13 protein-coding genes are annotated in these 13,644 nt (G+C 67.9%); 9 read left to right on the top strand and 4 right to left on the bottom strand.

The genetic code is table 11. The features are described from left to right. The first annotated feature begins 1 nt into the window (after position 1). From ACP2AH_RS03680 to ACP2AH_RS03710, 7 genes are all read left to right on the top strand, one after another. Positions 2–283 carry an acyl carrier protein gene (locus ACP2AH_RS03680; RefSeq protein ID WP_018390121.1) on the top strand — a complete coding sequence of 94 codons (282 nt, stop codon included), beginning with the start codon at positions 2–4 and terminating at the stop codon, positions 281–283. Between the two features lie 35 nt (positions 284–318). Then, positions 319–825, top strand: a complete 507-nt coding sequence (locus tag ACP2AH_RS03685; RefSeq protein WP_425104539.1) for a 3-hydroxyacyl-ACP dehydratase FabZ family protein — start codon at positions 319–321, stop codon at positions 823–825. After that, entirely contained in the window at positions 818–1,999 is a 1,182-nt protein-coding gene (locus ACP2AH_RS03690; protein WP_425104540.1) for a beta-ketoacyl-ACP synthase, read from the top strand. Before ACP2AH_RS03685 ends, ACP2AH_RS03690 begins: the two co-directional genes overlap by 8 nt. Positions 2,000–2,038: 39 nt before the next feature. Next, the gene (locus ACP2AH_RS03695; RefSeq protein ID WP_425104541.1) at positions 2,039–3,319 is read left to right on the top strand and encodes a beta-ketoacyl-ACP synthase; all 1,281 of its coding nucleotides are present in this window, start codon (positions 2,039–2,041) and stop codon (positions 3,317–3,319) included. Continuing rightward, complete coding sequence (locus tag ACP2AH_RS03700) at positions 3,289–4,068, top strand: SDR family oxidoreductase (RefSeq protein WP_425104542.1); 780 nt, start codon at positions 3,289–3,291, stop codon at positions 4,066–4,068. Before ACP2AH_RS03695 ends, ACP2AH_RS03700 begins: the two co-directional genes overlap by 31 nt. 109 nt (positions 4,069–4,177) lie before the next feature. Continuing rightward, positions 4,178–5,200, top strand: a complete 1,023-nt coding sequence (locus ACP2AH_RS03705) for a zinc-binding dehydrogenase (protein ID WP_244377449.1) — start codon at positions 4,178–4,180, stop codon at positions 5,198–5,200. Positions 5,201–5,229: 29 nt separating this feature from the next. Beyond that, positions 5,230–6,135 carry a lipid A biosynthesis lauroyl acyltransferase gene (locus tag ACP2AH_RS03710; RefSeq protein WP_425104543.1) on the top strand — a complete coding sequence of 302 codons (906 nt, stop codon included), beginning with the start codon at positions 5,230–5,232 and terminating at the stop codon, positions 6,133–6,135. A 248-nt stretch (positions 6,136–6,383) separates the two neighbouring features. Here ACP2AH_RS03710 and ACP2AH_RS03715 read toward each other — a convergent pair whose 3' ends face one another. Beyond that, positions 6,384–7,493 (bottom strand): polyamine ABC transporter substrate-binding protein, encoded by a 1,110-nt coding sequence (locus tag ACP2AH_RS03715; RefSeq protein WP_425104544.1) that lies wholly within the window; start codon positions 7,491–7,493, stop codon positions 6,384–6,386. 113 nt (positions 7,494–7,606) lie between these two features. Further along, complete coding sequence (locus ACP2AH_RS03720; RefSeq protein ID WP_425104545.1) at positions 7,607–9,016, bottom strand: glutamine synthetase family protein; 1,410 nt, start codon at positions 9,014–9,016, stop codon at positions 7,607–7,609. A 196-nt stretch (positions 9,017–9,212) separates the two neighbouring features. Between ACP2AH_RS03720 and ACP2AH_RS03725 the strand changes: the two genes are divergently transcribed. Then, positions 9,213–10,592 carry an aspartate aminotransferase family protein gene (locus tag ACP2AH_RS03725; RefSeq protein WP_425104546.1) on the top strand — a complete coding sequence of 460 codons (1,380 nt, stop codon included), beginning with the start codon at positions 9,213–9,215 and terminating at the stop codon, positions 10,590–10,592. Positions 10,593–10,679: 87 nt separating this feature from the next. Continuing rightward, positions 10,680–12,059: a transaminase gene (locus tag ACP2AH_RS03730; RefSeq protein WP_425104547.1), complete on the top strand. Its 1,380-nt coding sequence runs from the start codon at positions 10,680–10,682 to the stop codon at positions 12,057–12,059. 98 nt (positions 12,060–12,157) lie between these two features. Here ACP2AH_RS03730 and ACP2AH_RS03735 read toward each other — a convergent pair whose 3' ends face one another. Both ACP2AH_RS03735 and ACP2AH_RS03740 read right to left on the bottom strand, forming a co-directional pair. Next, on the bottom strand, positions 12,158–13,291 hold the full coding sequence (locus ACP2AH_RS03735) for a hypothetical protein (RefSeq protein ID WP_425104548.1): 1,134 nt from the start codon (positions 13,289–13,291) through the stop codon (positions 12,158–12,160). Beyond that, positions 13,291–13,629 carry a rhodanese-like domain-containing protein gene (locus ACP2AH_RS03740; protein WP_425104549.1) on the bottom strand — a complete coding sequence of 113 codons (339 nt, stop codon included), beginning with the start codon at positions 13,627–13,629 and terminating at the stop codon, positions 13,291–13,293. Before ACP2AH_RS03740 ends, ACP2AH_RS03735 begins: the two co-directional genes overlap by 1 nt. Positions 13,630–13,644: the final 15 nt, after the last annotated feature.

Below are 13,644 nucleotides of genomic sequence, written 5' to 3' on the forward strand. Positions count from 1 at the left end.
CATGTCGACCACGTTCGAGACCGTTGCCAACATCATTGCCGAAACGTGCGACATCCCGCGCGAGAACATCACGCCCGAGAGCCACGCCATCGACGATCTCGGCATCGACAGCCTGGACTTCCTCGACATCGCCTTCGCCATCGACAAGGCGTTCGGCATTAAGCTGCCGCTTGAAAGCTGGACCCAGGAAGTCAACGAAGGCAAGGCGACGACCGAGCAGTATTTCGTGCTCAAGAATCTCTGCGCGCGCATCGACGAGCTGATCGCGGCCAAGTCCGCCTGATCCGGCGGAAGGGCGACGTAGAAGCGGGACGGGTAATGCGCCTCGAATATTTTCAGATGATCGACAAGGTGGTTGAGCTCGACCTCGAGGCTCGCACCTTGCGGACTGCCAACACCGTCCCGTGCGAGAGCCCGATCTTTGAAGGCCATTTCCCCGGGCACCCGCTGTTGCCGGGCGTGCTGCTGTTCGAGATCATGGCGCAGAGCTGCGGCATGCTGCTGCTGCGGCTGCACAATTACGACCGCATGGCGTTCCTCGCCTCGGTCGACAAGGGCAAGCTGCGCACCTTCGTGACGCCGGGCCAGGTGATCGAGGTGTTCGCGCGCCTCGATCATGACGGCTCGGGCTTCGCCCGGCTGAAAGCCGAGGGGCGCGTCGATGGCAAGCTTGTCTGCAATGCCGATGTGACGCTCAAGACCATGCCCTTCCCGGCCCCGGAACTGCGCGGCTATCTGCTTTCCACTGCCGAACGCATCGGCATGCCGATGGGCGAGGCCGTGTTAGACACGGCGGAAGCCGCAGGAAATCTCACGCATGTCTAATCGTCGCGACGTCTGGATCACCGGCATCGGGCTTGTTTCCTCGCTCGGTGAAGGGCCCGAGGCCCATTGGCAGGCCCTGTCCTCCGGCGCCCGCCCGGTGATCGACGAATCGGGCTTCGCGCCCTACGTCGTGCATCCGCTCGCCCCGATCAGCTTCGACGCGCAGATCCCCAAGAAGGGCGACCAGCGGCAGATGGAGCCCTGGCAGCGCATCGGCACCTATGCCGCCGGCCTTGCGCTGGATTCCGCCGGCATCAAGGGCAACAAGGACATTCTCTCCACCACCGACATGGTGGTGGCGGCGGGCGGCGGCGAGCGTGACCAGGCGGTCGACGGCGCCATTCTCACCGACATCGAGAAGCAGCCGAACCCCGAGGTTTTCCTCAACGAGCAGCTGCAGTCGAATCTGCGTCCGACGCTGTTCCTGGCGCAGCTGTCGAACCTGCTCGCCGGCAACATCTCCATCGTCCATGGCGTCACCGGCTCCTCGCGCACCTTCATGGGCGAGGAAAGCTCCGGCACGGACGCGGTGCGCATCGGCTGGTCGCGCATCGCCGCCGGCACCAGCGAGATCGCCCTTGTGGGCGGCGCCTATAATGCCGAGCGGCGCGACATGCTGCTGCTTTTCGCCCTCAAGCGCCTCGCCATGCATGCCCCCTGGGCGCCGGTGCTGGCGGAGCCGAAGGGCGTGCCGACCGGCTCGGCCGGCGCCTTCCTGGTGCTGGAATCGCCCGAGCACGCCACGGCGCGCGGCGCCAAGCCCATCGCCAAGCTTTCCGGCGTGTGGTCCGAGCGCGCCCGCCGCAACGAGCCCGGCGCCGTCGAGGCGGTGCTGGACGAGTTGTTGAAGACCGCCGGCGCCGACGCGGATGCCACCGCGCTGTTCTCCGCCGCCAGCGGCGCGCCCGAGCCGACGCAGGCGGAAGCCGCCGTGCTCGCCCGTTCCGGCCTGCCGGTGCGCTCGGTCACCGACCGTGTCGGCCACGGGCTGGAAGCGCAGATGCCGGTGGCGCTGGCGCTGGCCGCGCTCTGCGTGGCCGAGGGCAAGCTGTTCCCGCCGCTCGACGGCGAGACGCTTGAAAAGCCTTTCGATGGCTCGCTTTCCCGTGCCATCGTGACCGCAGTGGGGCATTGGCGTGGGGAAGGCGTCGCGCTGGTCGAGCGCGCCGACTGACCCACCAGCCGGGAGCATATCGCTTCCGAGGAGCAGATCATGGCTTCCTATACCGACAAGGCCGGCCGGCCGATTGTCGTCGTCACCGGCATGGGGCTCGTCACCTCGCTCGGCCAGGGCAAGCAGGATAACTGGGCGAAGCTGACCTCCGGCACGTCCGGCATTCACCGCATCACCCGCTTCCCCATCGACGCGATGCGCACCACCATCGCCGGCACGGTGGACTATCTGCCGAAGAGCAAGAGCACGGCGCCCGACCTTTCCGAGGAACTGGCGACGCTGGCGGCGGAAGAGGCGATCGCCGAATCCGGCATTGGCGGCAAGGGCGCCTTCCCCGGCCCGCTGTTCTGCGCCGTGCCGCCGATCGAGCTGGAATGGCCGCAGCGCCGCATCCTTGCCCAGGAAGCTGCGCCCAACGCCCCCGTCTCCTATGACGACCTGCTGCGCGCCGCCGAGGCCCATGGCCACGATGCCTGGCACGAGCGCTTCCTCTACGGCTCGATCGCCGACCACCTCGCCGACCGCTTCGGCACCAAGGGGCAGCCGATCTCGCTGTCCACCGCCTGCGCATCCGGCAACACCTCGATCCAGCTCGGCGTCGAGGCGATCCGGCGCGGCGATTGCGAGGCGGCGCTGTCCATCGCCACCGACGGCTCGGTGACGGCCGAAGCCCTGATCCGCTTCTCGCTGCTCTCGGCGCTGTCGACCAACAACGACGTTCCGGAAGCCGCCTCCCGCCCCTTCGCCAAGAATCGCGACGGCTTCATCATCGCCGAGGGTGCCGGCGCGCTGGTGCTGGAGAGCCTGGAGCACGCGCTGGCGCGCGGCGCGAAGATCCTCGGCGTGGTCGAGGGCGTCGGCGAAATGGCCGACAGCTTCCACCGCACCCGCTCCTCGCCGGATGCCAAGCCGGTGATCGGCTGCATGCGCAACGCGCTGGCCGATGCTGGTGTCGAGCCGGATGCCATCGACTACATCAACGCCCACGGCACCTCGACGCCGGAGAACGACCGCATGGAGTTCACCGGCATGAGCGCCGTGTTCGGCGAGCGGCTGGCGGGCATCCCGATCTCGTCGAACAAGTCGATGATCGGCCATACGCTCACCGCCGCCGGTGCCATCGAGGCGGTGGTGTCGCTGATGACCATCGCCAATGGCCGCATTCCGCCGACCATCAATTACGAGCTGCCCGACCCGGCCATCCCGCTCGACGTGGTGCCGAACGTCGCCCGCGACGCGACGGTGACGCGGGTGATGTCGAATTCGTTCGGCTTCGGCGGCCAGAATGTGTGCCTGATCCTCACGGGCGAACCCGCGTGAGCCAGCGCGTCCTCGTCACCGGCGGCGGGCGCGGCGTCGGCGCCGCCATCGTGCGCGCCCTCGCGCTCGCGGGGTTCGAGGTCGTCTTCACCGTGCGCACGGCCGAGGCCGAAGCGCAGGCGCTGATCGCCGCCATCACGGCCGAGAAGCCAGACGCCCGTGTTGAGGCCCGCGCGCTCGACCTCGCCGACAAAAGCGCGGTGGAAGCCTTCGCCGCCGTGCTCGCGGAGGAGCCGACCTATTTCGGCTTCGTCCACAATGCCGGCATGAGCTACGACACGCTCGCGGCGCTGGTCGACCAGCACCGCGCCGAGCAGCTGATGCAGGTGAATTACTGGTCCTTCGTCAAGCTGGTCGGCGCGCTGGTGCGGCCGATGACGCGGGCGCGGGCCGGGCGCATCATTGCCATCGGCTCCATCGCGGCGGATGTCGCCAATGCCGGCAACGCCATCTATGCCGGCTCCAAGGCCGCGCTGGCCGGCTATTGCCGCACGCTGGCCATCGAGAGCGCCCGGCGCGGGGTGACGGTGAACGTCGTCGCCCCCGGCTTCGTCGATACGGCGATGCTGGCGCCCTATGCCGCCTACCGCGCCAATGTCGAGAAGCAGATTCCCGCCGGCCGCTTCGCCGCGCCGGAGGATGTGGCGGGCGTGGTGTCGTTCCTGCTCTCGCCCGGCGCCGCCTATGTCACCGGCGCAACCCTGCCGGTGGATGGCGGGCTCACCGCCGCACTAGCCATACAGCGCTGATTTCGTTATCCACCCTCGTCCTTTCGCGGACGGCATCCACGCGCGCCCCACTCCCGTATCGACGGGTTGCGGGGCGCGTCCTGCCGCCGCCGTCTGTCCGGAGTTGTTCATGCGCGCGCTTCAGCTGGTCTCCGACCGCGAACTCATCCTCACCGACCTGCCCGCCCCCGGCGCGCCGGAACCGGGCGAGGTGCAGGTCAGCATCAAGGCGCTGGCGCTGAACCATATCGATGTGTGGGGCTGGCGCGGCATGGCCTTCGCCAAGCGCAAGATGCCGTTGGTGGTGGGCGCCGAGGCCGTGGGCGAGGTCACCGCCATTGGTGAGGGCGTCACCCGTTTCCGGCCGGGCTCCAAGGTCGCGATGTATGGCGCGCTCACCTGCGGCCAGTGCAAGATGTGCCGGCAGGGCCGCGACAATCTCTGCGAGGAAGTTGCCGGCGTGATGGGCTTCCATGTCGACGGCTTCGCCCGCGACCAGCTCAACATCAAGGAACGCCTGTGCGTGCCGATCCCGGACGGCATTTCCTGGACCGACGCCGCCACCGCGCCCGTCACCTTCTCCACTGTCGAGCACATGCTGTTCGATAATGCCAAGCTTGAGCCGGGCGAGACGATTCTCGTCCACGCGGCCGGCTCCGGCATCGGCACGGTGGCGATCCGCATGGCCAAGGAAATCGGCTGCACCGTCATCACCACGGCGGGCGACGACGAGAAATGCGCCAAGGCGAAGGCCCTCGGCGCCGATCACGTCATCAACTACAAGACCGACCGCTTCGAGCACGAGGTGCGCAAGATCACCAAGAAGAAGGGCGTGGACGTGGTGTTCGAGCATGTCGGCGCCGAGACCTGGAACGGCTCGCTGCTGTCGATGAAGCCGGGCGCGCGTCTCGTCACCTGCGGCTCGACCTCGGGCGTGTCGGTCAACATGAACCTGATGCAGCTGTTCCAGCGCCAGTACCGCATCATCGGCTCCTTCGGCGCGCCGATCCGCGCCATTGCCGACGGGCTGAAGCGGATGGAGCGCGGGGTGAAGCCGGTGATCGATTCCGAATTCCCGCTGGAGCAGTTCGGCGCCGGGCTGGAACGGCTGGAAACCCGCCGCGTGTTCGGCAAGGTCGTCATCACCTTCTGAGCAAAGGCGAGGTTCGGGCCTTAAACGCGATGACCCCTTCCCGCCCCTGGACCACGCGCCTGCGCGATGCCGCGCTGTCGGCGGGCGTGTGGACGCTGATGCGCGTCATGCGGCTGCAGCCGCCGCGCTTCGCCTCGTGGAATGGCGGCTTCTGGGCCCGCCTGATCGGGCCCTACACCTCGATCCACCGGGTGACGCTGAGCAATTTGCGCCGCGCCTACCCTGAGAAGACCGAGGCCGAGCGCGAGGCGATCGCGCGCGGCATGTGGGACAATCTCGGCCGCATGGCCGGCGAGTTCGTCCATCTCGACCGCATCTGGCAGTACAATATGTGGGAGCCGGCCAAGAGCCGGATCGAAACCACGGGCGTATCGAACTTCGTCGCCATGCGGGTGGACGGAAAGCCGGCGCTGGTGTTCACCGCGCATCTCGCCAATTGGGAGTTGCCGGCCATCGCCGCCACCGCGCAGGGGCTGGACAGCGCCGTGCTGTTCCGCGCGCCGGACAATTCCTTCTTCGCCGACCTTTTGTTCGAGGCCCGCAGCCGGGTGATGGGCAATCTGGTCGCCGCCTCGCATGTGGCGGTGTTCGAGCTCGCCGCCGTGCTCGACCAGGGCAAGCATCTCGGCATTCTCGTGGATCAGGCGCGCCGTGGCGGGCCGACCGTGCAGTTCTTTGGCCAGCCCTGCTCCGCCAACCCCACCATCGCCCGCCTCGCCCGGCTCTATGAGTGCCCGGTGCATGGCGTGCGGGTGATCCGTCTGCCGGAAGGCCGGTTCCGCATCCAGTGCACCCCGGCGCTCAACCTGCCGCGCGACGCCAGCGGGCGCATCGACGTGGACGGGGCGATGCAGATGATCACCTCCGTGGTCGAAGGCTGGGTGCGCGAATATCCCGAGCAGTGGACCTGGTTCTACAAGCGCTGGCGGATGTAGGGGGCGCTGGGCGCCTCTCCAGTACCCCGGACAAGCCGTCCTGAATGCGAGGCCCGTCATGCTGAGGCGCCGGGCACAGCCCGGCCTCGAAGCACGCAGATCCCTCTCCCGGCTGGGCATCCTTCGAGGCCCGCTGTGCGGGCACTTCAGGATGATGTCGCATAACGCCTTCGCACCGCCAGCAAACAAAAAGGCCGGGCGCTGGGCCCGGCCTTTCGCATCAGTTGAGAACGGCGTTCACCGCACGCTCACTTGCCGCGCTTGAAGTCGTTCCAGGTGCGGGTGACCACGCGCTGGACCTTCTGCGGGTAGGTGGTGACGGTGAACAGCTTCGCCTGCGTCTCCTTGTCCGGGTAGATCGCGGGGTTGTCGATGATCGCCTTGTCGATGAACTGCTGCGCGCCGAGATTGCCGCTGGCGTACGAGATGAAGTTGGCGTTCTTCGCCGCCACTTCCGGCTTCATCATGAAGTTGATGAAGGCCAGCGCCTCCTCGGGGTGCGGGGCATCCTTCGGGATGGCGAAGTTGTCGAACCACATCAGCGCGCCTTCCTTGGGGATGACGTACTCGATGTTGACCGGCTTCTTGCCCGTCTTCTGCGCGGCTTCCTCGGCGCGGGTCTTGGCCTGGAACACGTCGCCGGACCAGCCGAGCGCGATGCAGATGTCGCCACCGGCGAGCGCGTTGATATAGCCCGAGGAATCGAACTTCTTGATGTATTTGCGGATCGGCGCCAGCAGCTTGCCGGCGGCCTCGATATCGGCCGGGTCCTTGGAGTTCGGGTCCTTGCCGAGATAGCGCAGCGCGGTCGGAATCACTTCTTCCGGCCCGTCGAGGATGTAGACGCCGCAATCCTTCAGCTTGGCCAGCAGCTCCGGCTTGAAGATGATGTCCCAGCTGTTGAGCGGGGTGTCGCCAAGGCGCTCCTTCACCTTGTCGACATTCATGCCGATGCCGGTCGTGCCCCACATATAGTTCACGGCATATTCGTTGCCGGGGTCATAGACGGCGAGGCGCTCGGAAATCAGCGGCCACTGATACTGCAAATTGGGCAGCTTGGCCTTGTCGAGCTTGAGGAATACGCCGGCCTGGATCTGGCGCTGCAGGAAGGAGCCGGTGGGCACCACCACGTCATAGCCGGTCTTGCCGCCGAGGAGCTTGGTCTCCAGCACCTCGTTCGAGTCGAAGACGTCGTACCGGACCTTGATGCCGGTTTCCTTGGTGAACTCCTCCAACACCGATTCGTCGATGTAGTCGGACCAGTTGTAGACGTTCACGACCTTTTCCTGCGCCGCAGCCGGCGCGATGGCCAGCGCGGTCAGCAAGCCGGCCGCGATGGTGGTCAGGAGGCGGGACATCCTATTCTCCTCGGGAAAGCGTTGTTCGGCTGAGGTTCGCAGCCTCATCATACCAAGGCTAGAGCGTCGGTGGGCTTTGCTCAACCCGCTGTTTGCTCATCCCTTGGCCGTGCTTACAAATAGGTCTCGTATTCCAGCGGGTTGATGCGCCGCTCGAAGGCGAACAGCTCCGCTTCCTTCATGATGGCGAACACCCGCTGATATTCGGTGCCGAAGGCCCGCCCGACGAAGTCGGAGGCGCCGAACAGCCGGATCGCCTCCCCCATGTCGTAGGACAGACCCGGCGCGCCCTGCTCATAGGCATTGCCGGTCAGCGGCGCCGGTGGCTCCTCGCCGCGCTCGATGCCTTCCAGCATGCCGGCGAGGATCGCCGCCAGCACGAGATGGGGATGGGCATCGGCGCCGGCGATGCGGTGCTCCAGCCGGCGCGCCTTGGGCGGGCCGTTCGGCACCCGCACCGCCACGGCGCGGTTGTCATAGCCCCAGGAGACGCTGGTGGGGGCGTAGCTGCCCGGCACCAGCCGGCGGAAGCCATTATAGCTCGGCACATAGAGCACGGCGGTGTCAGCCATCGTGCTCAGCAGCCCAGCCGCGCAATGGCGCAGCAGCCGGTCGCCCGCCTCGCCGGCGCCGAAGGCGTTGTGGCCGGCGGCGTCAGTCAGGCTCACATGCACATGCATGCCGGAGCCGGCGAAATCGAGGAAGGGCTTGGCCATGAAGCTCGCCCGCACGCCGTGCTTGCGGGCCACACCGTCGATCAGCCGGCGCAGCAGAATGGCGTCGTCCGCCGCCGCCATCGGGTCGCGGCGGTGATAGAGGTTCACCTCATACTGGCCGGGCGCAGCTTCCGAGATCACCGTGTCGGCGGGCAGGCCCTGGATGCGCGCGGCCTCGCGAATGTCGTGCAGCAGCGGCGCATAGGCGTCGAGATCGGACATGGAATACATGTTCTGCCGCGCCGGCCCGCCGGAAGAGGCGGGAAACACCGGTTCGGGCAGGCCGTTCGGCCCCGGCGCCGGCTTGAGCAGGTAGAATTCCAGCTCGAAGGCGACGCAGGGGGTGAGCCCCAGCGCGGCGAGGCGCTGCACCTGCGCTTCCAGCTTGTGGCGCGGGTCGAGGTCCCAGGGCCGCTCGCCGCCGCGCCCGTCCGGCTCGTTCATGGTGAGCATTACCTGCGCCGCCGGGCGCGGCGACCACGGCACCGGCTTCAGCGTGCCCGGCACCGGGCGGCAGATGCCGTCGCGGTCGCCGGTCTCGATGTGGATGCCGGTCTCCTCGACCTCGCGGCCCCAGATGTCGAGACCGAAGATGGAAAGCGGAATGGCGACGCCGTCGCCCCAGATCTTGCCCCCTGCCCCGCCGGGAATCCATTTGCCGCGCAGCACCCCATGGGTGTCGGGCAACAGCACCTCGACGATCTCCGGCGCGCCGTGCGCGGCGACATAGGCGCCGAATTCGTCAATCTGCGGAACGGTTTCGCGGGCAGCCGCCGTGGCGTCTCCCACGGCTTCGGGCAATGGCATGATCCACCTGGTATAAGTCGACACGTCAATTCTGGTCACGGCGCGGGGGCCTCGGTCAAGCCGCCTCCGCCTGCGCGTCGGGGCCCGGCCGGCCCCCGGCCCGCCGAGCGCACTTGTGACACGCGGCAAGGCTTGACGCACGCAAAATGTGATCACATTGTGCCGCTCAGCTTCATAACTCTCGCGAGTGCGCGTCATGACCCTGCCGAAAACCACCGCCGAGCTGCGTGCGCTCGATGCCGCCCATCACCTCCACCCGTTCAGCGACATGAAGTCCCTGAACGCGGAAGGCTCCCGCATCGTGGTGAAGGCGGAAGGCGTCTGGCTGACCGATTCCGACGGCAACCGCATCCTCGACGGCATGTCCGGCCTGTGGTGCGTGAATGTCGGCTATGGCCGCGAGGAGATCGTGGAGGCGGTGGCGGCGCAGCTGCGCGAGCTGCCCTATTACAACACCTTCTTCAAGACCACCCACCGCCCGGCCATCGAGCTGTCGGCCAAGCTCGCCGAACTGACCCCGCCGCAGTTCAACAAGGTGTTCTTCACCGGCTCCGGGTCGGAATCCAACGACACGGTGATCAAGCTCGTCCGCCGCTATTTCCAGATCAAGGAAAAGCCGGAGAAGAAGATCATCATCTCCCGCCGCAACGCCTATCACGGCTCCACCGTCGCCGCCGGCAGCTTAGGGGGCATGGCGCCGATGCACGGCCAGAGCGCGGTCATCCCGGACATCCTCCACATCGCCCAGCCCTATTTCTGGGGCGAGGCGCGCCAGGGCGAGACGCCGGAAGAGTTCGGCCTGCGCACCGCCCGGGCGCTGGAAGCCACCATCGACGCCATGGGCGAAGACCGCATCGCCGCCTTCATCGCCGAGCCGGTGCAGGGCGCCGGCGGCGTCATCATCCCGCCCGCCAGCTATTGGCCGGAAATCGCCCGCATCTGCCGCGAGCGGGACATCCTGTTCGTTTCCGACGAAGTGATCTGCGGCTTCGGCCGCACCGGCAGCTGGTTCGGCTGCGAGACCTTCGGCACAGAGCCGGACATTCTTGTCATGGCCAAGGGCATCACCTCGGGCTACATGCCGCTCGGCGGCGTCATGGTGGCGGACCGGGTGGCGGAAGTGCTGCACGAAGGCGGCGACTTCAACCATGGCTACACCTATTCCGGCCATCCCGCCGCCTGTGCCGCGGCGCTGGCCAATCTCGCCATCATGCAGCGCGAGGACCTCGTCGGCCGCGTCGCCAGCGATGTCGGCCCCTATCTCCAGGCCCGCTGGAACGCGCTGGCCGAGCATCCGCTGGTCGGTGAAGCGCCGATGCTCGGCCTTGTCGGCGCGCTGGAACTGACGCCGGACAAAACCGGCCGCACCAAATTCCCCGATGTCGGCAAGGTCGGCACGCTGGCGCGCGACTTCTCGTTCAAGAACAACCTCGTCATGCGCGCCGTGCGCGACCGGCTGATCATCGCCCCGCCGCTCGTCATCTCGCATGAGGAATGCGACGAGCTGATCGCCCGCGTCCGCAAGACGCTGGACGACACCTTCGCCGAGCTCAAGCGCTGGGGCTGGGTCCGCTAGTCCAGGCACCCGGCAGCGAAACATGCTTAAATGCGCCCCAAGGGGCGCGCTGGCGCCCCGGCGCCGAGACAACGCACGAGCCCGGACATGAATGCCGTGACCTCCTTCGCCGAAGGACCGGGCGTCAGCCCGGCCCGCACCGCCGCCCTGCGCGCAGAGGCGGAAGCGCTGTATCTCGGCACCCGCCCGAAGACCCGTGCCGCCGCTGGCGCCGCCGCGCATCTGCTCGACGGCGTGCCCATGCACTGGATGGTCGACTGGTCGACCCCGGTGCCGCTGGTCATCGCCGAGGCGTCCGGCGCGCGGCTCCTGGATGTCGACGGCCATGGCTATGACGATTTCTGCCTGGGCGACACCGCCTCGCTGTTCGGCCACGGGCCGGCGCCGGTGGCGCAGGCGCTGGCGCGACAGGGCCAGCGCGGCCTCGCCACCATGCTGCCGAGCCCGGATGCGGCCATCGTCGGCGATCTGCTGAGCGCGCGCTTCGGCCTGCCCTATTGGCAGATCGCCACCACCGCCACCGACGCCAACCGCTTCGCCCTGCGTGCCGCCCGCGCCGCCACAGGGCGCCCGCGCATTCTCGTCTTCGACGGCGCCTATCATGGCGCGGTGGACGAGACCTTCGTCGAAATCGGCCCGGACGGGCGCGCCGCCAACCGCCCGGCGCTGATGGGTGAACCGCGCGACCTCGCCCAGCTCACCCGCGTCGTGCCGTTCAACGATCTCGACGCGCTGGAAGCGGCGCTGGCCGACCGCACCGTGGCCTGCGTCATCACCGAGCCGGTCATGACCAATTGCGCCATGGTGCTGCCGCGCGCCGGCTTCCACGAGGGGCTGCGCGAGATCACCCGCCGCCATGGCACGCTGCTGCTGATCGACGAGACCCACACCCTCTCCACCGGGCCGGGCGGCTATACGCGCGCGCATGGGCTGGAGCCGGACATGTTCGTCGCCGGCAAGGCAGTGGCCGGCGGCATTCCCGCCGCCGTCTGGGGCATGAATGCGGAGGTGGCCGAGCGCTTCCGCACCGCCCGCATCAACCGGCCCGACGGCCATTCCGGCATGGGCACCACCCTGTCCGGCAGCCCGCTGCAACTCGCCGCCCTGCGCGCCAATCTGGAAGAAGTCGCCACCGACGCGGCCTATGAACACATGAACCGGCTGGCCGACCGCATGGAGGCGGGGCTGGCGCAGGTGCTGAGCGAGGCCCGCCTGCCCTGGCACGTCGCCCGCTGCGGCGCGCGGGTGGAAGTGGTGCGCGCGCCTGCCCCTCTCTCCGATGGGCGCCAGGCCAAGGGCGCGCATTTCCCGGCGCTGGAAGCGACCATCCACCTTTCGCTGCTGGTGCGCGGGGTGCTGATCTCGCCCTTCCACGACATGATGCTGGCCTCGCCCGCCACGTCGGAGGCGCAGGTCGACAATCTCGTCTCCGCCACGCGCAATGTGGTGGAGCGGCTGGCCGGCTAGAGCGTTTTCGAGCGAAGTGGGTACCGGTTCGCGTGAAGAAAACGCGACAAAACAAAGAACTAGATCATTTCACTGCTTCTGTGACACGGTGAAATGATCTAGAGCCTGATCCGCCAGCGACGCCGCTGTGCGGCTTTGGTCGCTCGGGTCTCAAGCGCCGAAAAGCGCTGGCCCAGCGTGTGGACTGCGCGCAGCAGCAGCGCGTTCTCGGCGCGCAGCTTGTCGATGTCCGAGCATTCCACCACCTGCTCAGGCCGCAACGGCGGGAACAGCGGCCCGGCGCCGAACTGCGGCAGGTAGCGGGCCTTCAGCGCCTCATCGTCCGCCTGAGCATGCTCCAGCAGGGCACGGCGCTGGTCGAGCGTCATGAGAAAAGAGGCCGAGCCGGACTTATAGGCCGCCGGCCCGATCAGCGGCGCCAGGATGCCGAGCACGTCATTGTCGTTCTCATCCGCGAACAGGTCGCGCGCGCGGTTCATCAGATCGGACAGATGCTCGCTGGTGCTGGGATTGACCGGCGTCGGGCGCACCATGCCGGGAAAGGACAGGCCGCTGACCTCGAAGAAGTGCGCGGCCACGTCGCCCTCGGGGAAGATGTCCCGCCGGAACGGATAGACCTTCAGCCCCGGGAGCCCGACCTGCTCTTCCCACGCCCGCAGGCCCGTCAACCAACTGGGGAAACCGTGATCCTTCCAATAGGCCTCCGGCGAGTCATGGGACTTGATGCCCCATTGCTGCCAGGCCGCGATCAGGAAGTCGTCCCACCGGCGCACATAGGCCACGACTTCGGGCGTGAACCCGGCTGCCCGCGCCGGCGGAATCAGCATCTCGGCGGCGCCGGTCCGCAGCAGCAGGTTCTCTGCGCTGATCACCAATGTGTCGGCCGCGCGCTCGTCCATCGCGACGGCCAGCCGCCGGAAGCGGCCCGCGAGTTCCGCAGCGCTGTCCTGCCGGCCTTTCAATTCGTCGAAATAGCCGACCTGACCATGGATGAAGCCGCCCTCCGCGTCCATCCGGTCGGAGGCCAGCAGCACGCCCCGCGCGGCCAGTGCCGCGCTATTGGCGGCGAGCGCCGCCTGTATCGCCGAGCTGCCGCATTTGGGGCCGCCGACATGCAGCAGCAGGCGCCGGGCGCGCGGCTCCGGCTCGCGCGCGGCACGCGCTCTCGCACGCCTTTTGGCCAGCGCGTCGCGCCATTTCCTGGGAAGACGAAGGGCGCGCGGGCCCCCCATCAGCCCTGCGTCGTCTGGAAGCCGGCGGCTTTCCAGGCGAGGATGCCGCCCGCCATGTGGCGGTGCAGGTCGAGCCCGGCGGCCTGCGCGGCGGCGGCTGCCTTCTGCGAGCGCTGGCCGGAGCGGCAGGAGAACACCAGCGTCTTCGCGCCGGGGTCCGGCAGGGCGGCGGCGTCGAAGGTGGACAGGGGAAAATCGACCGCGCCGGGTATGCGCTCGGCGGCCAGTTCGTTCGGCTCGCGCACATCAACGAGAAGGATGGTGCCGTCCTCAAGACCGGCCTTCACCTGCTCGACCGTCAAATTCTCGATAACGCCACCGAACGGGTTGGGCTGCATCGTCATGCTCCTTGG

Source organism: Ancylobacter sp. (genome assembly GCF_965249975.1).
Lineage (GTDB): Bacteria > Pseudomonadota > Alphaproteobacteria > Rhizobiales > Xanthobacteraceae > Ancylobacter.

Excerpts from the sequence above, each read along its gene's own strand:
- ACP2AH_RS03735 (WP_425104548.1), bottom strand. The coding sequence starts at position 13,291 with ATGGGGGGCCCGCGCGCCCTTCGTCTTCCCAGGAAATGGCGCGACGCG.
- ACP2AH_RS03705 (WP_244377449.1), top strand. The coding sequence starts at position 4,178 with ATGCGCGCGCTTCAGCTGGTCTCCGACCGCGAACTCATCCTCACCGAC.
- ACP2AH_RS03695 (WP_425104541.1), top strand. The coding sequence starts at position 2,039 with ATGGCTTCCTATACCGACAAGGCCGGCCGGCCGATTGTCGTCGTCACC.
- ACP2AH_RS03730 (WP_425104547.1), top strand. The coding sequence starts at position 10,680 with ATGAATGCCGTGACCTCCTTCGCCGAAGGACCGGGCGTCAGCCCGGCC.
- ACP2AH_RS03685 (WP_425104539.1), top strand. The coding sequence starts at position 319 with ATGCGCCTCGAATATTTTCAGATGATCGACAAGGTGGTTGAGCTCGAC.
- ACP2AH_RS03740 (WP_425104549.1), bottom strand. The coding sequence starts at position 13,629 with ATGCAGCCCAACCCGTTCGGTGGCGTTATCGAGAATTTGACGGTCGAG.
- ACP2AH_RS03715 (WP_425104544.1), bottom strand. The coding sequence starts at position 7,493 with ATGTCCCGCCTCCTGACCACCATCGCGGCCGGCTTGCTGACCGCGCTG.
- ACP2AH_RS03690 (WP_425104540.1), top strand. The coding sequence starts at position 818 with ATGTCTAATCGTCGCGACGTCTGGATCACCGGCATCGGGCTTGTTTCC.
- ACP2AH_RS03710 (WP_425104543.1), top strand. The coding sequence starts at position 5,230 with ATGACCCCTTCCCGCCCCTGGACCACGCGCCTGCGCGATGCCGCGCTG.
- ACP2AH_RS03725 (WP_425104546.1), top strand. The coding sequence starts at position 9,213 with ATGACCCTGCCGAAAACCACCGCCGAGCTGCGTGCGCTCGATGCCGCC.
- ACP2AH_RS03720 (WP_425104545.1), bottom strand. The coding sequence starts at position 9,016 with ATGCCATTGCCCGAAGCCGTGGGAGACGCCACGGCGGCTGCCCGCGAA.
- ACP2AH_RS03680 (WP_018390121.1), top strand. The coding sequence starts at position 2 with ATGTCGACCACGTTCGAGACCGTTGCCAACATCATTGCCGAAACGTGC.